The sequence below is a fragment of the Plantactinospora sp. ZYX-F-223 genome (genome assembly GCF_039649625.1).
GTDB lineage: Bacteria > Actinomycetota > Actinomycetes > Mycobacteriales > Micromonosporaceae > Plantactinospora.
Genome location: NZ_JBDJAV010000005.1, coordinates 223096 through 241729 on the forward strand (window position 1 = coordinate 223096; position 18634 = coordinate 241729).

Here is an 18634-nt window from a genome sequence, read left to right on the forward strand (position 1 = left end):
AGACAGCGGTGGCAGCCAACCCGCCCGCCGCACCGCCGACCGCCGGTCCCGCGCCGGCACCCCGCCGGGACTGGCGGTCGGCCCTGCGAGCCTGGTCGCCGCTGCTGGTACTGCTGGTCCTCGCGGTGCTGCCGTACTCGACGGTCTCCGTACCGGGGGTCTTCGACGGGCCGCTGAACGGGCCGGGGACGCTGCAACTGCTCGCCATCTGTCTGGTCTTCGGTGGGCTGGCCGCCGGCTACGACCTGCTCTTCGGCCGCACCGGCATGCTCTCCTTCGGGCACGCGCTGTATTTCGCGGCCGGCGTCTACGGCACCGACATCCTGGTCACCAAGGCCGGGCTGCCGCTCTGGCAGGCGGCGCTGCTGACCCTGGTCGGTGGCACCACCCTGGCCGGGCTGCTCGGTGCGGTCGCGCTGCGTACCGCCGGGATCGCGTTCGCCATGGTGACGCTGGCGTTCGCCCAGGTCGGCGCGATCCTGGTGGCCCGGGACTTCGGCGGGCTCACCGGCGGCGAGGAGGGACTGTCGCTGGACGTGTCGGGACTGCCGGCGATGCTGGTCGGGGTGGGCAACACCGTCAACCTGTACTGGCTGGCGCTGGCCTACCTGGCCCTGGTTGTCTTCGTGGTGCACCGGGTGGCCGGCTCGCCCACCGGTCGGGTACTCGCCGGGCTGCGCGACGACGAGCGGCGGGTCGGGGTGCTCGGGCTCGACCCGTACCGGTTCAAGCTGCTCGCGTTCACCCTGGCCGGCGGGCTCGCCACCGCCGGTGGGGCGATCTACTGCCTGTTGGTCGGCGGCGCCTCGCCGCACGTGACCTCCTCCGAGCTGACCCTCTCGCTGCTGGTCATGGTGGTGCTGGGCGGGCCGGGTACCCGCTGGGGTCCGGTGCTCGGCGGCATGCTCTACATGTACCTGGACCACCGGCTGACCGCGTTCGGCACCTCGTCGGCGGTGGACTCGCTGCCCGGCGTGCTGAGCGCGCCGCTGTCCCAGCCGCTCTTCGTGCTCGGCACGGTCTTCATCCTGGCGGTCTACTTCTTCCCCGGCGGCCTGGCCAGCCTCTCCACCCGGCTAGCCCCCTTCCGCACCCTCCGCCCCCGCACCCGCCGCCGTTCTTCGTGATCACGTAGCGTCCGGCTCGCTCTGGCCGGCCGGGCGCTACGTGATCACGGGTCGGCGAGTGGGCAGGTGGGGGAGCAGGGGCGGGGGAGGGCGGGCCAGCCGTTGCGGTGGAGGACGTCGGCGATCTGGCGGGCTACGGCGCATGGGTTGTCGGTGGTGTCCGTCCAGCCGTACCGGAGGGTGGTCTCACCGGCGACCGCCGCCGCGTTGTCCCGGCGCGCGTCCCGCCATCGCCGCTCAGCCGGATGCGCGGCCCGGCCATCCAACTCCACCCGGAGCCGGTAGCGGGGGTAGTGGACGTCGTCGTACCACCGTCCGCCACTTCGGGACCGGACGGCCTGACGGATGCCGATCGGCAGCCCGTGGGCCCGTTCGACGTACCGGAGATAACGCAACTCCAGCAGTGAGTGGCAGCCGTCCGCGATGTCGACGAGTGCCGCCCGCAACTCGGCCCGCCAGCGCAGCTTCGCCCGCCGCCGCATCGCCCCGGCGATCCGGTGCGGCGGGCTCAGGCGCCGGCCGACGGCCCGGACCAGCCAGCCCAGCGCCTCGTCCAGGCTGGTGGCCTGCTGGGTCAGGTCCAGCACGGTCTCCTCGACCCGGGTCTGTGGCGGCGACCGGGTCGGATGTCGGGCCACCTCGGGTGCGGTGCGCAGGTGTACGACCACCCCCGGGACCCGCCGAATCCGCCGCTCACCGGGAACGATGAGGTGCACGGTGCCGAGGCGCTGATCGGTTAGGCCCTGCAACTCGGCCGCGGTGTGGTGGCTCAACATGGCGCCTCGACCGGCACGCAGCAGCGCTGCCCACAGCACTGCCTGCCGGGGTGGCGGGCCGGAGAAGGTGGCGAAGACCCGCCCGGCCATCGGCCGCCAGCGACCGGTGCGTATCCGGTGCTCGACCTGCGCCTTCGTCAGCCCGCAGTCGTACGCCTGCTGCCGACTCACCACCCCGTGCTGCCGCCGCACCAACTCCTCGAACATCCCACCAACGTGCCGACCGGCCCGCACTCCCCGCCACCCCACCCCACCCACCTGTGGACAACTCACCGTCCGTCCACAGGTGGTTTCGTGATCAGGTAGCGTCCGGCTCGCCCTGACCGGCCGGACGCTACCTGATCAGGAGGTCAGCGGCGGGGGAGGCGGAGGGCGAGGAGGGCGCCGACGGCGACCACGACCGCGCCGACGAGTACGGCCGGGCCGAGACCATCCACAAAGGACGTACGGCTGGCGTAGTCGCCGTTCGCGGCGAAGACCGAGGCCAGCGCGGCCACCCCGACGGCCACCCCGAGTTCCCGGATGCTGTTGTTGGTGCCGGAGGCGACCCCCCTGGACTCCTCGGGCACGCTCGACATCGTGGCGGTGCTCATCGGCGCGAAGGTCAGCCCCATGCCGACCCCGGCCAGCGCCAGCGGGACGGCCAGCACCGCGTAGTCGACGTCGGCGGTGCTGATCAGGGCGAGCCAGCCCAGCGCGACGGCCAGCATCGCCTGCCCGGCGACGATCAGGGTACGCACGCCGAGCCGGCCCACCAGCAGCCCGGCCAGCGGGGCGACCACCATCGGCGCCATGGTCCACGGCATCGTCCGGATCCCGGCGTCGAGCGGGTTGTGCCCCTGCACCACCTGGAAGAACTGGGCGAGCAGGAAGACCGAGCCGAAGACGCCGACCGAGAAGGTGAAGGCCACCACGTTCACCACGCTGAAGCCGCGGGACCGGAAGAGCCGCAGCGGGAGCATCGGCACCGGGGTCCGGGTCTCCCAGCCGAGGAACGCGCCGACCAGTACGCCGCCGCCGATCAGGGCGGCCAGTACCCGGGCGGAGGTCCAGCCGTGGTCCTGGCCGTGCACCACTCCCCAGACCAGCGCGAGTACGCCGGTGGTGGAGAGGACCAGCCCGACCGGGTCCAGCCGGGACGCCGGGCCGTGCGACTCCCGCAGCACGACCGCGGCCAGCAGCAGGGCGAGCAACCCGACCGGCACGTTCAGCCAGAAGATCCAGGTCCAGTCGAGTCCCTCGACCACCGCACCGCCGACCACCGGGCCGACCGCGACGCCGAGGCCGCTGATCCCGCCCCAGATCCCGATGGCGGCGTCGCGGAGCCGGTCGGGGACGGCGGCGGCGAGCAGGGTGAGCGACAGCGGCATCACGGCCGCGCCGGCCATGCCCTGTACCGCCCGGGCGGCGGTGAGCATCCAGGGTTCGGTGGCGAGGGCACAGGCCGCCGAGGCGACGGTGAACAGCGCGATGCCGGCGAGGAAGAGTCGTCGCCGGCCGATCCGGTCGCCGAGCGCGGCGGCGGTGAGCAGCAGCGCGGCGAATGGCAGCGTGTAGGCGTTGACGAACCATTGCAGGTCGGTCAGGGAGGCGCCGAGTTCGGTCCGGATCACCGGCAGCGCCGTCGTCACCACCAGGTTGTCCAGGGTGACCATGAACATCGGTACGCCGACCGCCGCGAGTACGGCGGCCAGCGGTCGGGCGGGGGGTCCGGCTGGCCGTCCCGGCGCGGGTGGCGCGGTGCCGTCGAGGACGGGTGCGCTCGTCACGATCACTCCTTAGTTGTTATCCACTGATAACTAGGCTTTCCTCAAAGTAGTTATCGGCTGATAACATGTCAACGCCCCACCCCAGGAGCGTCCGACGTACGGAGGGCGGAAGGAGGGCGACGATGCCCAGGACCCGACTGACCGCCGCGGAGCGCGGCGAGCAACTCGCCGGCGCTGCCGTGCAGGCGTTCGCCGTCTCCGGGTACGCCGGCACCTCCACCGACGACGTGGCCCGGCTGGCCGGGGTCTCCCAGCCGTACGTCATCCGGCTGTTCGGCTCCAAGCAACGACTTTTCGTCGCTGCGGTCGAGCACGCCGCCGCCCGGATCGAGCAGGTGTTCCGGGACGCCGCCGAGCGCTCGGCCGACCTGGACAGCCTCGGCGAGGCGTACGACGAGCTGCTGGCCGAACGGGACCTGCTCGCCGTACTCCTGCACGGCTTCGCGGCCAGCTCCGACCCGGTGATCGGCAGCGCCGTACGCGACTGCTTCGGCCGGATCTACCGGCTGATCCGGGAACTGACCGGAGCGAGCGCCGAGGAGACCCGGGACTTCCTGGGCATCGGGATGCTGCTCACCGTGCTGGCCGCGATGCAGGTGGTCGGGCCCGGCGCGGTGCCGCCCGACCCGTGGATGGCGGAGATCGCCGGATCGATCCACGAGACCTGTACGGCGCCTGAGCCCGGCGGGTAGCGTGGCTCGCCGGCCCGGGCGGACGGCTGCGGGCCGTGGCGTTCCGCGCCGGGTCGGTGAAGGACCTCGGACTCGGCCGGTGCCGTGGCACGAGGGAAACGGGGAGAGCGGATGCCGGAACGACTGGCGGTGGTCAGCGGCGGCGCGACCGGGATCGGCGCGGCCATCGCCGAGGGCCTGGCCGAGGACGGGTACGACGTCATCGTGGTCGGCCGCCGGGCCGAGTTGCTGGAGCAGGCCGCCGCCCGGATCGGGGCGCGGACCGGTCGACCGGGCTCGGTCGAGGCGGTGCCGGCGGACCTGGCCGACCCGGCGCAACTGGGTCGGGTCACCGAGGCGATCGGCGGGCGCACCGTCGACGTGGTGGTCAACAACGCGGGCGGTTACCTGGGCGGTGATCCGTCCACCCTGGACGGTGTGGCCGCGCAGTGGCGGGCCAACCTCGACAGCAACGTGCTCACCGCCGTGCTGCTGACCGAGGCGCTCCGGCCGGCACTGCGCCGGCCCGGTGGCCGGGTGGTGCTGCTCAGCTCGATCGCCGCGCAGCGGGGCGGCGGCGGGCCGTACTCGGCGGCGAAGGCGGCGCTGCACGGCTGGGCGTACCACCTCGCCCAGGAACTCGGACCTGAGCAGATCACGGTCAATGTGGTGAGCCCGGGCTACGTCGTCGACACCGAGTTCTTCGGTGACCGGATGACGCCGGAGGGGCACCGGCGGCGGGTCGACGCGACCCTGGTGGGGCGGGCCGGCGAGCCGGCCGAGATCGCCGCGGCGGTCCGATATCTGGCCAGCCCGGCCGCCGGGTACGTGACCGGCCAGGTGCTCGGGGTGAACGGCGGATCGGTCTTCGGGCGCTGACGCGCCGGTCCGGGGCGGGCCCGCACGGGCGGGAGGGCCCGGAGAGAGCCGAACGGGCCGGGTGACGGGTCCCCCGTGGCCACCACCCGGCCCGTAGGCCCCCTACCGCGCTCAGCCGTTGAGCAGGCCAGCACCGAGCGGGACGGCTGAGCATGTCGGCCGGCGGGATCAGGCCGATCCGGCCGGGGCGGATCGCGCTGGTCCGCAGCGCTGCTCGGCGGGGTCGTCGGCCGAGCCGCAGTGGAAGACCTCGACCGGTTCGGTGTCGACGTCGGTCACCCGCTCGACCCGGACCAGGGAGAGCCGCTTCGCCACCGGCTCGCCCGAGTCGGCCGCGAACCGGATCAGGCCGCTGACCCCCGGATAGCCGTTCTCGGCGTTCTGCCGCAGTACCTCGGTGTGCACCCCGGCCGGGTTGACAGCCCGGGGATCCCACGCCTCGCGCGGACTGCCGTGCCGCAGCCGGGCGGCGAGGCTCTCCACCGCGCGTACCACCATGGTGGCGGCGTCGTAGGCGAGACTGACCCGCTCCCCGACCTGGGCGCTCGGGCCGTCGTCCCGGCAGCGCGGCTGGTCGAGCAGGTCGTCGGCCTGGATCCAGGAGAGGAAACTGCCGCGCACGTCGTCGCGCTGGTCCCGGGCGGTACGCAGCGCGGCGCAGGTGGCCAGGGCCGCCTTCGAGACGTACGTGACCGGGAGGTTGCCGGGCGCGCTGGCCCGTAACCCCGGATTGGCCATGTACCGGTTGACCGAGTCGTCGCCGACCAGGTGCCGGGGCGGGTTCGGGCCGCATTCCTTGAGCGCCCGGAGGAAGCCGTCGAACTCGGACCACCGGCCGGCGAAGATCAGCGCGCCGGTGTAGCCGCACTCCTGGGTCATCCGCTGGCCGGTACGCCACTCCTCGACCCGGCTCAGCCGGTCGCCGAACCGCTGGCGCAGATCGCTGACCAGCGTGCCGACGTACAGATCCTCGGTCAGCGAGCTGTTCTCCCCGGTGGTGTAGTAGACGCGCGCTCCGCTGACCCGGAGCACCTGCCGGGCGTACTCGTCCATCAGCGCGGCCTGGTCCCGGTTGGGGGCGGAGATCTGGAGGTAGAGCTTGGAGTTCTCGTGCATGCCGTCGGCGGAGAGCGTCGGGGCCAGGGCCGGCAGGCCGATCCGGTTGAGTTCCCGCAGCGCCGTCGCGGTGCTGGTCCGGCTCTCCACCAGCCCGACCACGCCGAGCACGGTCGGGTCGTCCCGGACCAGCCCTTCGAGCATCGCCACCGCCCGGCCGGCGTGCCGCATCTGCTGTCCGGCGTTCGCGACCACCACCCGGAGCAGCGCGGCGCCGTCGGCACCGGCCGACTCGCGCAGCAGTGCGTACTGGGCGGTCGCCATGCCCTCCAGTTCCTCCCGCTCGGAGACGTACGACTCCTCGTCGGCCCGGGTCCGGTTGCCGGTCAGCGTGCCCAGGTAGACCAGGGTGACCAGCGGACGGCGCTGCGCGCTGCGCTGCCAGACCTGCTCGGCGGCGGCGTTCTGCGCGAAGATGCGGTGCTGCACGGCGCGGAGCCGGCCCTGCCCCGGGTCGCGGTTGAAGACGTGCCCGGCCGTGTCGCTGTAACCGATGCACTCGCCGCCGACCCGTTCCACCGAGACCGCGCCGTCGAACGGCCGGGGATGGCAGTCCAGGCTCCAGCGCGAGTTCCCCCAGACTGCCGCGACGGCGACCAGCAGCAGGGCGAGCGCGGTGGGGAGGAACCGGCGACTCCACCACGGCGGGCCCGGCGGAGTGAAGTTGAGCAGCCCGCCCCTCGGCTCCGAGCCCGCGCTCGGGTCGCCGAGCAGCAGGGCGATCAGCCAGGCGGCCGGCCGGCGCAGCCGCCGGGTCTCCGGCAGCACGTCCACCCATTCGTCGTACGCCTCCTCGGCGTCGACCAGGGCGTACGGCTCGGGTAGCTCCGGCGGCGGCTCGGCGCCGGCCGCGACCACCAGCAGCGGGTCGTTGCGGCCGGTCTCGTTGCGGACGTCGTTGACCAGCCGGACCAGGGTGTGCCCCGGATCACCGGCGGTCACGTTGTTCAGCAGCAGCACCGGGTACGCCGTGCGCCGCCAGCTCGACGGCCGCCAGAGCCGCCGCCGGTACGCCTGCCGGAGGTCCTCCAGGAACGCGTGCACGAGCAGCTTGTTCACCTGGTCCGGCTGTTCCCCGTCCCGCCAGCCGGCGGTGAGCCGTTCGGCGAACCCGAGGAAGGTCACCGACTGCCGGGGCGCCAGATACTGCTGCCGCATGAACCACCGGTAGTGCGGCCCCAGCAGCGGCACCCGACCGGAGACCGCGACCCGGAACACGGCGCTCGGAATCGCCCGCCGGACCAGCCAGAACACGAGCTGGTACACGGTGGAGAAGAGGTCCCCGTCGCCGCCACCGGCCGGGTCACTGCCCGGCCGGGCGCCGCGCCGGTCCCGGAGCTGCCGGGCCAGGGCGGGCCGGCGGTCCTCGCCCGCCTCCGCCGCCTCCGGTACGGGCTGGTGCAGCAGCCAGTCGGCCAGCGGGTAGTGCCGGAAACGGAGCCGCTCGCCACCGAACGCCTCCAGGGAGAGTTGCCGGTGCGCCTCCCGCAACTCACCGGCGATGTCGGTGGCGGTCAGCTCGGTCAGGTCGAGGACCGCGTGCGGGATCCGTCGTCGCTGGCCCCGGCCGAGTACCCGGCGCAGCAGGGCGATCAGGTCCGGTGAGGCCGGCGAGCGGACCAGCCAGATCAGCGGCAGCCGCCGGTCTCCCCGCCGCGGCCGGCGCAGCAGCCGGGCCAACAGGGCGAGGAACTCCGAACCGCCGGACGGCAGGCGTTCCCGTCCCGAGGTCGGCTGGCCCTGGGCCGCCGCCGCTCCTCGCATGCTCACCTCCGGCCGTCGCTATCCGTGTTCCACAGATCACCACAGTGTCGTAGCTGGGGCAAGGCCGTACGGGCCTCACCCGGGTAACGGTGCGCCGGGTCCGTCGTGGCGTCCTGGTAGAAAGGCCGGATGGACGCAGACCGGACGCCCGACGACCACGAGCCGAGCGGCGGGCCGCCCGACGATCGGGGGCCGGCCGGCGCGGAGCCCGGGTCGGTACGCGAGCGGGCCGAGGGCGTACTGCGCCGGTTGGCCGGCGAGCACGCCCGGCTCCGGGACGACCAGTGGCGGGCCATCGAGGCGCTGGTGGTGCAGCGGCGCCGGGTGCTCTGCGTGCAGCGGACCGGCTGGGGCAAGTCCGCCGTCTACTTCGTCGCGACCGCACTGCTCCGGCAGGCCGCCGGGGCGGGGGCGGGACGTACCGGGCCCACCGTGATCGTCTCGCCGCTGCTGGCGCTGATGCGCAACCAGGTGGAGGCGGCGGCCCGGGCCGGGATCCGGGCCCGCACCATCAACTCGGCCAACCTGGACGAGTGGGACGAGATCGTCGCCGAGATCGAGGCCGGCACGGTCGACGTACTGCTGATCAGCCCGGAACGGCTGAACAACCCGGACTTCCGGGACGGCGTACTGCCCCGGCTCGCCGCCACCACCGGGCTGCTGGTGGTGGACGAGGCGCACTGCGTCTCCGACTGGGGGCACGACTTCCGCCCCGACTACCGGCGGCTGCGTACCTTCCTGGCCGGGTTGCCGGCCGGCACGCCGGTACTGGCCACCACCGCCACCGCCAACAGCCGGGTCACCGACGACGTGGCCGAGCAACTCGGCGACGCACTGGTGCTGCGCGGGCCGCTGGACCGCGAGTCGCTGCGGCTGGCCGTACTCGACCTGCCGAGCCCGGCACACCGGCTCGGCTGGCTGGCCGACCAGCTCGACAAGCTGCCCGGCTCGGGGATCATCTACACCCTGACCGTGGCGGCGGCCGGCGAGACCGCCGAGTTCCTGCGCGGCCGGGGCTACGCCGTCGCGTCGTACACCGGCCAGGCGGACGACGCCGACCGCCGCGCCGCCGAGCAGGACCTGCTCGACAACAAGATCAAGGCCCTGGTCGCCACCTCGGCGCTGGGCATGGGATTCGACAAGCCGGACCTGGGTTTCGTGGTGCACCTGGGCGCGCCGCCGTCGCCGATCGCCTACTACCAGCAGGTCGGGCGGGCCGGCCGGGCCGTCGGAGCGGCCGACGTGCTGCTGCTGCCCGGTGCCGAGGACCAGGCCATCTGGCGGTACTTCGCCTCGCTGGCCTTTCCGCCGGAGGAGCAGGTCCGGGCCGTCCTCGCCGCCCTGCACCCGGACCGTCCGCTCTCCACACCGGCCCTGGAGCCGATCGTCGACCTGCGCCGGACCCGGCTGGAGCTGATGCTCAAGGTCCTCGACGTCGACGGCGCGGTACGCCGGGTCCGAGGCGGCTGGCTGGCCACCGGTGAGCCGTGGCACTACGACGCGGCCCGGCTGCGCCGGGTGGCCCAGGCCCGCACCGCCGAGCAGCAGGCCATGCGGGACTACGCCTCGACCGCCGGCTGCCGGATGGAGTTCCTCCGCCGCTGCCTGGACGATCCGGCGGCGACCGCCTGCGGGCGCTGCGACCGCTGCACCGGGGCCTGGTTCGACGCCGAGGTGTCGGCACCGGCGCTCGCCGCCGCGCAGGCGTTCCTCGGCCGCCCCGGGGTGGAGATCCCGGCGAAGAAGCTCTGGCCGACCGGGTTGGAGGCGGTCGGGGTACCGCTGCGCGGCAAGATCGGGCCGGCCGAGCAAGCGTACCCGGGGCGGGCCGTCGGGCGGCTCTCCGATCTCGGCTGGGGCGGCCGGCTGCGCGCGTTGACCGGGCCGGAGGCGCCGGACGCGGAGTTGCCGGAGGACGTGGCGACCGCCGTGGTCGAGGTGCTGAAGGCGTGGGCGCACGGCGACGATCCGTGGCCGGCCCGGCCGGTCGCCGTACTCGCCGTCGGTTCGCGGCGGCGACCCCGGCTGGTGCACGGGCTGGCCGACCGGATCGCCCGGGTCGGCCGGCTGCCGCTACTCGGCGAGGTGCCGGCCCGGGACGGCGGGCCCGCCGGTGCCGGCCCGCGCAGCAACAGCGCCCAGCGGGTACGCGCGCTGCACGGCGCCTTCCCGCTATCCGAACCGCTGGTCGGGGCGTTGGCCGGGCTGACCGGTCCGGTCCTGCTGGTCGACGATCTCGTCGACTCGGGCTGGACCATGACGGTCGTCGCCCGCCTGCTGCGCCAGGCCGGTGCCCCGGGCGTGCTTCCGTTCGCGCTCGCTGTCGCCGGCTGACCGATCCGAGTGCGGGCGGGGCTCAGCGAGGTCGGCCGTATCCGACGATCGGCTGGTAGTCGACCCGGTCAATCCGGATCCGGGTGCCGGTACGCGGCGCGTGGATGATCTTCCCGTCGCCGACGTAGATGGCGACGTGGTGCAGGTCGCGGTAGTAGAAGACCAGGTCACCGGCTTGCCGGGCGGCACGGCTGATCCGGGTCACCGCCCGGTACTGCCGAGCCGCGTTGTGCGGCAGCCGGACGCCGGCAGCCGCCCAGGCGGCCGAGGTGAGCCCCGAGCAGTCGTACCCGTCCGGGCCGTCCCCGGCCCACCGGTACGGCTTGCCGAGCTGGGCGTACGCGAACCGGACGGCCTTGCCGGCGGCCCCGGTCGGCGGCTCGGGCAGCCGGGGTGCGGCCCCGGCGGGCGGCTCGTCGGGGCCGGGCAGTCGGGCGAGCCGGGCCAGTTCGGTCTCGATCGCCAGCTTCCGCGCGGCGAGCTGCCGCTCCTGGCTCCGCTGCCGGGCGGCGAGCGCCTCGACGGTGCGCCGCGCCCGGGCCAGCCGGTCGTGCGCCTCGGTCAGCGCCGCGATCACCCGGTGCTGCTCCCGGCTCAACCGGTCGAGCAGGAGCAGCGGGTCCATCAGGTTCTCCGGGGTGGCGGCGCCCAGCAGGCTGCCCACCACTCCCAGCGCGTGGGTGTCGCCGGTGCGGTACGCCCGGGCGGCGATCAGGCTGACCTCGGTACGGTGCGCCTCGATCGCGCGCTCCAACGGCCCCATCTCGGCGTGCAGGGCCGCGCTGCGCACCCGGGTCTCCCGCAGCGTCTCCCGCAGGTCGTTGTACTGCTCGACGACGATCTCCAACTGCTCCGCCGCGTCCGCGATCCGCTCGGCGGGGTCGGTGACCGGTGCGGTCCGGCCCGGCGCGGGGACGAGTGACAACGCCACGGTCATCCCGACGGCGAGTGCTGCGGCGCGACGTGGCAATGCGGTGGTCGGCACGATCTATTTAACGATCGATGCCGACGGGAGGCCACGCATCGAAGCCATTCGGTTTCGTACCGCGATGGCTGTCGCTTCCCGAAGATCATCGGTGACCGGGCACGCCGCACCGCCGGGCCGGGACGGTGAGCCGCCGGACCGGGACGGTAACCTGCCGGTCGTGACGCGTGAGCAGCCGGCGGCGCCGGAGACCGGCCGGACCGGGCCGGCGTCGGGCGCTGCCCGGCGGGCGGCGGACGGCCCTTCCCGGGACCGTCGACCGGCCGGCGATCCCGCCGGATCCGCCGAGTCGGCCGTGCCGGACCGGGGCACCGTACGCCTCGCGCTCACCGTGGGTGGCCTGGTGCTCGCCCTGCTCGCCGGTTTCGGACTCGGCCGGATGAACGGCGGCGGCACTCCGGCGGCCGGCGGTGGCGCGCAGCCGGCGGCCAGCGCCACCGACCACAACCATCCGCCGGGGACGGGGCCGCACGAGCATCCCAGCGGGGCGCCCGGCGGTCCGGCCGGCGGTGCCGAGCCGGGCGGCCTGAGCGTGAGCGCGAGCGGCTACACCCTGGTGCCGGCCGCCACGACCCTGACCGCCGGCCGGGCCCATGACTTCCGGTTCCAGGTACGCGGCCCGGACCGCCAGCCGGTGACCGGGTACGCGGTGGTGCACGAGAAGCCGCTGCACATGATCGTGGCCCGTCGGGATCTCAGCGGCTACCAGCACCTGCATCCGACGATGGCGATGGACGGCACCTGGAGCGTGCCGCTGACCCTGCCCGCCCCGGGCGTCTGGCGGGCGTACGCCGACTTCACCGCGCTCGACGGCGGCGGCGGGCAGCTGCCGCTGACCCTCGGGGTGGACCTGGTGGTCGCGGGTGACTACGCCCCCCGACCACTGCCGGCGGCGGCCCGGGAGGCGACGGTCGACGGGTTCACCGTCACCTACGAGGGGACTCCGCAGGTCGGGGCCAGCCAGCCGGTGCTGTTCCGGGTCTTCTCCGGCGGCAACCCGGTCACCGCGCTGGAGCCCTACCTCGGCGCGTACGGGCATCTGGTGGTGTTGCGGGAGGGCGACCTGGGCTACGTGCACGTCCACCCGGAGCCGGAGTTGGTGGGCGGGGCGGTGAAGTTCTGGCTCGCCGCGCCGAGTTCCGGGCGGTACCGGATGTACTTCGACTTCCAGGTGGCCGGCGCGGTGCACACGGCCGAGTTCACCCTGACGGTGCCCTGAGCCCGGGGCCCCGGTCGACCCTGCCGGCCCGGGAGCCTGCCCGGGACGCGACGGCGCAGCGCCGGTCCGGTCAGCCGGCGCGGCGGACCGGACGGTGGGCCAGATAGCGCAGCATGTCCCGGATCAGCTTCTTCTCCTCCGGCGGTACGCCGGGGTCGGCGAGCCGGCTCATGATCACCCGGAGGTCGGCGTCCACCGGCGACTCGATCCGGTCCCGCCGGGGCGCGCCGGGCTGCTCGCCGTCGGGCAGGCCGAGCGCCCGGAAGGCCACCCCGACCGGTACGTCCAGGGCGGTGCAGAAACCGCGTACCTTGGCCAGCTCCGGATAGTCCTGCCAGTCCCCGGCGAGCCAGCGGAACAGGGTGGAGCGGCCCACACCGGTGTGCGCGGCCACGTCGCTGACGGTCCAGCCGCGCTCGCTCTTGGCGTCGTCGATGGCCCGCCGGACGAAGCGGGCGAAGGCCGCCTGCGGCGAGTCCTGTGCGGCACCGATGCTCAGCGGAAAACCCTTTCGCCCGGACTTCGGGTGGTCTTTCGAGAGTAATCCGGAAGCGTGGCCGGCAAACCCGACTGATCGCACCCACCCCGCCCGTACCAACGGTCGGCCGGCATCGGCCCCGGCCACCCGATCGTCCGGAGAGTTCCGCCGGTACGGCCGATGAACCGCCGGTCGGCGGCCCGGCCCGGCGCTGCGACTCGGCCCCGGAGGCGGCCGTGCGGTCAGCCCGAGTGGTCCGGCGGTGCGGGGCAAGCCCGGGTGGCCGGCCCGGCCCGGGCGGTTGTCGCCACCGGTACTCGCCGGTCCCGGACCGCTGCCGGAGGTGGTGCCGGACCGCTGCCGGAGCGGGCGGTGCGGGTCAGGGCGAACCGAGCAGGGTCTGCAACCGTGGGGTGAGCTGCCAGTCGCCGGCCAGCGCCCGGTAGTCGTCGCGCTGCTGCCCGGTCGGCTCCGCGCCGGTGTGCCGGGCCCGGAGCAGCAGGTTGCGCGGGGTGTGCTGGGAGTCGACGAACTCCACCACCTCGACCCGGTAGCCGTGCAGCCGGAGCAGTGCCGCCCGCAGCGCGTCGGTGAGTACGTCGGCGAAGCGCTCCCGCAGGATGCCCTGCCGGACCAGCAGGTCGTACGGGCCCGGGGCCGGATGCGCCCGCAACTGTGCGGTGAGGTCGTGGTGGCAGCACGGGGCGGCGAGGATCCAGCGGGCACCCCAGCGCACCGCCCGGGCCAGCGCCTCGTCGGTCGCGGTGTCGCAGGCGTGCAGCGCCAGCACCAGGTCGGGGGCGGGTTCGACCGTCGCCTCCAGGATGGTGCCGGCGACGAAACGTACCCGGTCGGCGTAGCCGAGCTGCTCGGCGAGCGCGGTGTTGCGGCGCCGCTGGTCCTCGCGTACGTCCACGCCGACCAGTTCCACCTCGATGCCCCGCCCGGCCAGATAGCGGTACGCCGCGAAGCTCAGGTACGCGTTGCCGCAGCCGAGGTCGACCACCCGTAGCGGGCCGGTCAGCTCCTCCGGCAGGGTGGCCGCGAGGGCGCGCAGGAACGCGTCGACCTGCCGGCGCTTGGCCGCGCTGCCACCGATCGCGGCGAACAGCGGGTCACCGGGGTCGAGCAGGTGCTCCCGGGTCCGGTCGTGCGAGGTGGCCGGCGTCGCGGGCCGCTGCGCGGCGACCCGGTGCAACTGCGCCTCGCCCCGCTTGGTGACCCGCAGTTGCAGGGTGGCGGTCGCGGTCTCGACGTGCCAGTTGCCGAACGGCTCGGCCAGCAGCGCGTCGACCGCCGCGTCCGCCTCGGGGCCGGGAGCGACGTTCCGGGTGAACGGCCGGGCGCCGTCGTCGGTGACGATCTGGAGCCGGGCACCCGACTTGAGGGCGACCGGGCGCAGTTCGGCGCGTACCACGGTGGGGAGCTGCCCACGCCGCCGCCCGGCGGCGACGGCGCGGGTCAGCCCGGGATCGAGCAGCAGTGCCCGCACCTGCGCGAGCGCCGCGTCGAGCTGTTGTGGCATCTACTCGCCGGTGGCGGCGTCGCCACCGGTACCCCGGCGACTGCGGCGGCGCCGGCGGCGCGGCTTGGCGGACCCGTCGGCCTCGACCGCGGTCGGCGCGCCACCACCGCTGGCGGCCTCGGTCGCCTCGGCCCGGGGCGCCCCGGCCTCGACCGGCTCGGGCGAGCCCTGCGTGCCGGCCACGACCTCGCCCGCCCGGCGCCGGCGGCGCTGCCGGCGGCGCGGCTCGTCCTCGCCGGTGACCTCGGCCTCGGGGACCACCGGGTCGGCCGTGCCGGCGCTGCGGCTACCGCCGCCGCGCCGGTTGCGGGACCGGCCCGCGCCGTCGCCGCGACCCGGCCCGCGCCGGCCAGCGGTGCTCCGGGACCGGCCGCCGAGGTCCTCCTCGACCTCGGCCGACAGCCCGGCCCGGGTCCGCTCGGCGGACGGCAGGGTGCCGGCGACGTCGGTCGGGATGTCCAGGTCCGTGTAGAGGTGCGCGGAGGTGTGGTACGTCTCCGGCGGCTCCGGCATCTCCAGCCCGAGGGTCTTGTCGATGATCCGCCAGCGGGGCATGTCGTCCCAGTCGACGAAGGTCACCGCGACCCCGGTGGCGCCGGCCCGACCGGTACGGCCGATCCGGTGTGTGTAGGTGTCCTGGTCCTCCGGGCAGTCGTAGTTGACCACGTGGGTGACGCCGGTGACGTCCAGCCCCCGGGCGGCCACGTCGGTGGCGACCAGAATGTCGATCTTGCCGGCCCGGAACGCCCGCAGCGCCCGCTCCCGGGCACCCTGACCCAGGTCACCGTGTACGGCCGCGACCGCGAACCCACGGAAGTCGAGATCTTCGGCGACCCGGTCGGCGGCCCGCTTGGTACGGGTGAAGATCATCGTCAGTCCGCGCCCGCGCGCCTGCATGATCCGGGCGACAATCTCGATCTTGTTCATCGAGTGGGTGCGGTAGACCAGTTGCTCGGTCTGCGGCGACGGCCCGGTCTCGGCGGTGTGCCCGGCGTGGATGTTCACCGGGTGCCGGAGGAACCGCCGGGACAGCGCGACGATCGGCTCCGGCATGGTGGCCGAGAAGAGCATCGTCTGCCGGTCCTCCGGCAGCATCGCCAGGATCTTCTCGACGTCGTCCAGGAAGCCCAGGTCGAGCATCCGGTCCGCCTCGTCCAGCACCAGCGCGTGAACCCGGTCCAGCCGGATCTGCTTCTGCTTGGCCAGGTCCAGTAGCCGGCCGGGCGTACCGACCAGGATCTCGACGCCCTTGCGCAGCGCCTCGACCTGCGGCTCGTACGCCACGCCGCCGTAGATCGGCAGCACCCGTACGCCCCGGGTCTTGCCCGCCGCGGCGAGGTCCTTCGCGACCTGGAGCCCCAGCTCCCGGGTGGGTACGACGACCAGCGCCTGGGGCAGCCCGTCGCTGCCCTCGCCGGGGGCGAAGAGCCGCTCCAGCAGCGGTACGCCGAAGCCGAGGGTCTTGCCGGTGCCGGTCGGCGCCTGGCCGATCAGGTCGGTGCCGCGCAGCGCGATCGGCACGGCGTACTCCTGGATGGCGAACGCCCTGGTGATGCCCACCGCTTCGAGTGCGGCCACGGTCTCCGCCCGGGCGCCGAGTTCGGCGAAGGTGGGTGCCTCGGGTCGGACCGGTGCGTCGGCGGCCAGTGCCTGGCCGGCCATGATGTTTTCGATGTGATCGCTCATGTGGTTGTGGGGGTGCCCTCTCGTGGTGCGCCCCGTTCGTCCGTAGGGCGCGATGTCGGTATGGCGCGGGCCACACGGTCGACGGCTGAACGCCGAGTAGAAGACCGGGCCGCACGCGCGCGCCGCAGGACAGAATTTCCGGAAACGATTCAGGTCTTCCGGGCTCTGCCTCCTTCGGCAACTGATCCATGCTACCTGAGCCCGGCAAACGACGTCTCCGGTCCGGGGACGCGACCGCCGACCGGGGTCCGGCGATGTGACATACGTTACAGATCCGCTCCAGCGGGTGACCCACGACCCGGCGACGGGCGGGCGGTGATCGTCGGTGCGTGTCGTCCGGTTCCGGCGGGCCCGGTCCGGGCGGCCGGGCGGTACCCTGCGGGCGTGTCCGCCCCCGCAGAGCCCGCCCCGATCCCGTCCCGCACCCCCGCCGAGCCGACCGGCCCGACCGTCCGGGGCGCCGTCGTTGACCTGCTGGGCTTGGTCGCGTACGGCGAACTGGTGGCTTTCGACCGGATGGCGGCCGATGCCCGGTTGGCTCCTGATCTGGGGCGACGTGCCGTGTTGAGCGAAATGGCCGCCGTCGAGATCACCAACTACCGGCGGCTCGCCGACCGGCTGACCGAACTCGGCGTACCGCCCGGCGAGGCGATGGCCCCGTTCGTGCCGGCGCTCCAGTCGTACCACGACTCGACCGAGCCGAAGGACTGGCTGGAGGCGCTGACCAAGGCGTATGTCGGGGACGCCATCGCCGACGACTTCTTCCGGGAGATGGCGGGGTTCCTGGCCGAGCCCGACCGGCAGCTCGTGCTCGACGTGCTGCACGGCTCCCGGTACGACGAGTTCGCCGGTCAGGAGATCCGGCTCGCCATCCAGGCCGACCCGAAGGTCGCGAACCGGCTCTCGATGTGGGCCCGGCGACTGGTCGGCGAGGGGCTCTCCCAGGCGGGACGGACCGCCAGCGAGCGGGTGGCGCTGACCGCCCTGATCGCGACCGGCTTCGACGACCAGTCGGGGGTGCAGACGCTGTTCAAACGACTGACCGCCGCGCACACCGCAAGGATGTCGGCGGTCGGGCTGAACAACTGAGCCCGACTGAACAACTGAGCCCGGTCGGACAACTGAGCCCGGTCGGGGCGAACGACTTCCGCCCCGGTCGCCGGCTCCGGTGCTGCCGGTGGTGGCGGCGGTGGCGGCGACCAGGCGGTGTCCCGCCCCGGGCGGTGCCGGGGCGGGCGCGGGTCCGGGTCAGCGGGCGACGAAGCCGACCGCCCGGGGCGATGCCTCGGCGATCTCGACGTAGGCCACCTTGCTGACCGGCACGATGACCCGACGGCCCTTCTCGTCCGTCAGCGACAGCGTGCCGTCGTTGGTGCTGAGGGCGTCGGTCACGATCTGCTCGATCTCGGCCGGCGTCTGCGCGCTCTCCAGGACCAGCTCGCGCGGCGCGTACTGCACGCCGATCTTGACCTCCACGTGGCCTCCTCGTTCGGGGCGAAAGATCCGCCGTCGGAAAGGCTATCCGATCCGCGCCGGTTACGTTCAGGCTGACTCGCTCTGCAACCGTTCAGGCTGACTCGCCCTGCAACGGAAAGCTTGCGATTCCGCGCCAGGACAGCCCGGTGAGCAGCGCCTCGGCCTCGGCCTTCGGCACCTGCCGCCCGCCGGCGAGCCAGAACTGGGCCGCGGTCTCGGCCGCGCCGACCAGCCCGGAGGCGAGCAGTTCGGCGCGGGACCGGCTCACCCCGGTGTCCGAGATGATGGTGTCGGTGATGGCGGCGATGCAGCCCTGCTCCACCCGTTCGACCCGCTCGCGCACGGCCGGCTCGTTGCGCAGGTCCGACTCGAACACCAGCCGGAACGCGCCGCTCTCGTGGTCGACGAAGTCGAAGTACGCCCGGACGGCCCCGCTGACCCGTTCCTTGTTGTCGGTGGTCGCCGCCATCGCCTCCCGCACCTTGGCCACGATCGCGTCACAGTGCGTGTCCAGCAGCGCCAGATAGAGCTCCAGCTTTCCGGGAAAGTGCTGGTAGAGAACGGGCTTGGAGACCCCGGCCCGCTCGGCGATGTCGTCCATCGCGGCCGAGTGGTATCCCTGGGCGACGAACACATCCTGGGCCGCCGCCAGCAGTTGCTTACGCCGTGCCGAGCGCGGCAGCCGCGTTGGGCGGCCGGCCGTCTGCGCGCCGTTTCCCACCTGGGTCATGGTCACCTCCGCTTCACCTCGCACGCTGTCGACTCATTCCGACCGGAGCAGGGATCCATCACTCGACTGCCGAATTAGCCCGCCGCTGTAACTTATCGG

General features: G+C 73.8%; 15 protein-coding genes. 6 read left to right on the forward strand and 9 right to left on the reverse strand.

Annotated features, from left to right (window positions below; all coding sequences use genetic code 11):
- The first annotated feature begins 83 nt into the window (after window positions 1–83).
- The gene (locus AAH979_RS07450) at window positions 84–1127 is read left to right on the forward strand and encodes a branched-chain amino acid ABC transporter permease (RefSeq protein ID WP_346257342.1); all 1044 of its coding nucleotides are present in this window, start codon (window positions 84–86) and stop codon (window positions 1125–1127) included.
- Window positions 1128–1171: 44 nt separating this feature from the next.
- On the opposite strand, the gene AAH979_RS07455 is transcribed toward AAH979_RS07450, so the two are convergent.
- Window positions 1172–2110 carry a hypothetical protein gene (locus tag AAH979_RS07455; RefSeq protein WP_346257278.1) on the reverse strand — a complete coding sequence of 313 codons (939 nt, stop codon included), beginning with the start codon at window positions 2108–2110 and terminating at the stop codon, window positions 1172–1174.
- A gap of 143 nt (window positions 2111–2253) precedes the next feature.
- Window positions 2254–3672, reverse strand: a complete 1419-nt coding sequence (locus AAH979_RS07460; RefSeq protein WP_346257279.1) for a DHA2 family efflux MFS transporter permease subunit — start codon at window positions 3670–3672, stop codon at window positions 2254–2256.
- Window positions 3673–3794: 122 nt separating this feature from the next.
- Between AAH979_RS07460 and AAH979_RS07465 the strand changes: the two genes are divergently transcribed.
- Together AAH979_RS07465 and AAH979_RS07470 are read left to right on the forward strand one after the other, a co-directional pair.
- Window positions 3795–4364: a TetR/AcrR family transcriptional regulator gene (locus tag AAH979_RS07465; RefSeq protein WP_346257280.1), complete on the forward strand. Its 570-nt coding sequence runs from the start codon at window positions 3795–3797 to the stop codon at window positions 4362–4364.
- A gap of 111 nt (window positions 4365–4475) precedes the next feature.
- A complete protein-coding gene (locus AAH979_RS07470) occupies window positions 4476–5222 on the forward strand; it encodes an SDR family oxidoreductase (protein ID WP_346257281.1) in 747 nt (248 codons plus the stop codon).
- A gap of 168 nt (window positions 5223–5390) precedes the next feature.
- Here the strand turns inward: AAH979_RS07470 and AAH979_RS07475 are convergent, their stop codons facing one another.
- Window positions 5391–8102, reverse strand: a complete 2712-nt coding sequence (locus AAH979_RS07475; RefSeq protein WP_346257343.1) for a hypothetical protein — start codon at window positions 8100–8102, stop codon at window positions 5391–5393.
- Window positions 8103–8231: 129 nt separating this feature from the next.
- On the opposite strand from AAH979_RS07475, the gene AAH979_RS07480 reads away from it, so the two are divergent.
- Window positions 8232–10436, forward strand: a complete 2205-nt coding sequence (locus tag AAH979_RS07480; RefSeq protein ID WP_346257282.1) for a DEAD/DEAH box helicase — start codon at window positions 8232–8234, stop codon at window positions 10434–10436.
- A 22-nt stretch (window positions 10437–10458) separates the two neighbouring features.
- Here AAH979_RS07480 and AAH979_RS07485 read toward each other — a convergent pair whose 3' ends face one another.
- A complete protein-coding gene (locus AAH979_RS07485) occupies window positions 10459–11421 on the reverse strand; it encodes a C40 family peptidase (RefSeq protein ID WP_346257283.1) in 963 nt (320 codons plus the stop codon).
- 160 nt (window positions 11422–11581) lie between these two features.
- Between AAH979_RS07485 and AAH979_RS07490 the strand changes: the two genes are divergently transcribed.
- Window positions 11582–12640 carry a hypothetical protein gene (locus AAH979_RS07490; protein WP_346257284.1) on the forward strand — a complete coding sequence of 353 codons (1059 nt, stop codon included), beginning with the start codon at window positions 11582–11584 and terminating at the stop codon, window positions 12638–12640.
- A 70-nt stretch (window positions 12641–12710) separates the two neighbouring features.
- Here the strand turns inward: AAH979_RS07490 and AAH979_RS07495 are convergent, their stop codons facing one another.
- The 3 genes from AAH979_RS07495 to AAH979_RS07505 all read right to left on the reverse strand — a co-directional run bounded on the left by AAH979_RS07495 (window position 12711) and on the right by AAH979_RS07505 (window position 16329).
- On the reverse strand, window positions 12711–13133 hold the full coding sequence (locus AAH979_RS07495; RefSeq protein WP_346257344.1) for a helix-turn-helix transcriptional regulator: 423 nt from the start codon (window positions 13131–13133) through the stop codon (window positions 12711–12713).
- Window positions 13134–13497: 364 nt separating this feature from the next.
- Window positions 13498–14643, reverse strand: coding sequence for an SAM-dependent methyltransferase (locus AAH979_RS07500; RefSeq protein ID WP_346257285.1), 1146 nt, complete (start codon window positions 14641–14643; stop codon window positions 13498–13500).
- Window positions 14644–16329 carry a DEAD/DEAH box helicase gene (locus AAH979_RS07505; RefSeq protein ID WP_346257286.1) on the reverse strand — a complete coding sequence of 562 codons (1686 nt, stop codon included), beginning with the start codon at window positions 16327–16329 and terminating at the stop codon, window positions 14644–14646. It lies immediately after the preceding gene.
- A gap of 384 nt (window positions 16330–16713) precedes the next feature.
- On the opposite strand from AAH979_RS07505, the gene AAH979_RS07510 reads away from it, so the two are divergent.
- Window positions 16714–17418: a ferritin-like fold-containing protein gene (locus AAH979_RS07510; RefSeq protein ID WP_346257287.1), complete on the forward strand. Its 705-nt coding sequence runs from the start codon at window positions 16714–16716 to the stop codon at window positions 17416–17418.
- 159 nt (window positions 17419–17577) lie between these two features.
- Here AAH979_RS07510 and AAH979_RS07515 read toward each other — a convergent pair whose 3' ends face one another.
- Both AAH979_RS07515 and AAH979_RS07520 read right to left on the reverse strand, forming a co-directional pair.
- Window positions 17578–17805: a DUF3107 domain-containing protein gene (locus tag AAH979_RS07515; protein ID WP_346257288.1), complete on the reverse strand. Its 228-nt coding sequence runs from the start codon at window positions 17803–17805 to the stop codon at window positions 17578–17580.
- Between the two features lie 91 nt (window positions 17806–17896).
- Window positions 17897–18535, reverse strand: coding sequence for a TetR/AcrR family transcriptional regulator (locus AAH979_RS07520; protein ID WP_346257289.1), 639 nt, complete (start codon window positions 18533–18535; stop codon window positions 17897–17899).
- Between the last annotated feature and the right edge of the window lie 99 nt (window positions 18536–18634).

Coding starts and splice junctions, on each gene's coding strand:
- AAH979_RS07455 (WP_346257278.1), bottom strand. CDS start 2,110: ATGTTCGAGGAGTTGGTGCGGCGGCAGCACGGGGTGGTGAGTCGGCAG.
- AAH979_RS07465 (WP_346257280.1), top strand. CDS start 3,795: ATGCCCAGGACCCGACTGACCGCCGCGGAGCGCGGCGAGCAACTCGCC.
- AAH979_RS07470 (WP_346257281.1), top strand. CDS start 4,476: ATGCCGGAACGACTGGCGGTGGTCAGCGGCGGCGCGACCGGGATCGGC.
- AAH979_RS07475 (WP_346257343.1), bottom strand. CDS start 8,102: ATGCGAGGAGCGGCGGCGGCCCAGGGCCAGCCGACCTCGGGACGGGAA.
- AAH979_RS07480 (WP_346257282.1), top strand. CDS start 8,232: ATGGACGCAGACCGGACGCCCGACGACCACGAGCCGAGCGGCGGGCCG.
- AAH979_RS07500 (WP_346257285.1), bottom strand. CDS start 14,643: ATGCCACAACAGCTCGACGCGGCGCTCGCGCAGGTGCGGGCACTGCTG.
- AAH979_RS07505 (WP_346257286.1), bottom strand. CDS start 16,329: ATGAGCGATCACATCGAAAACATCATGGCCGGCCAGGCACTGGCCGCC.
- AAH979_RS07520 (WP_346257289.1), bottom strand. CDS start 18,535: ATGACCCAGGTGGGAAACGGCGCGCAGACGGCCGGCCGCCCAACGCGG.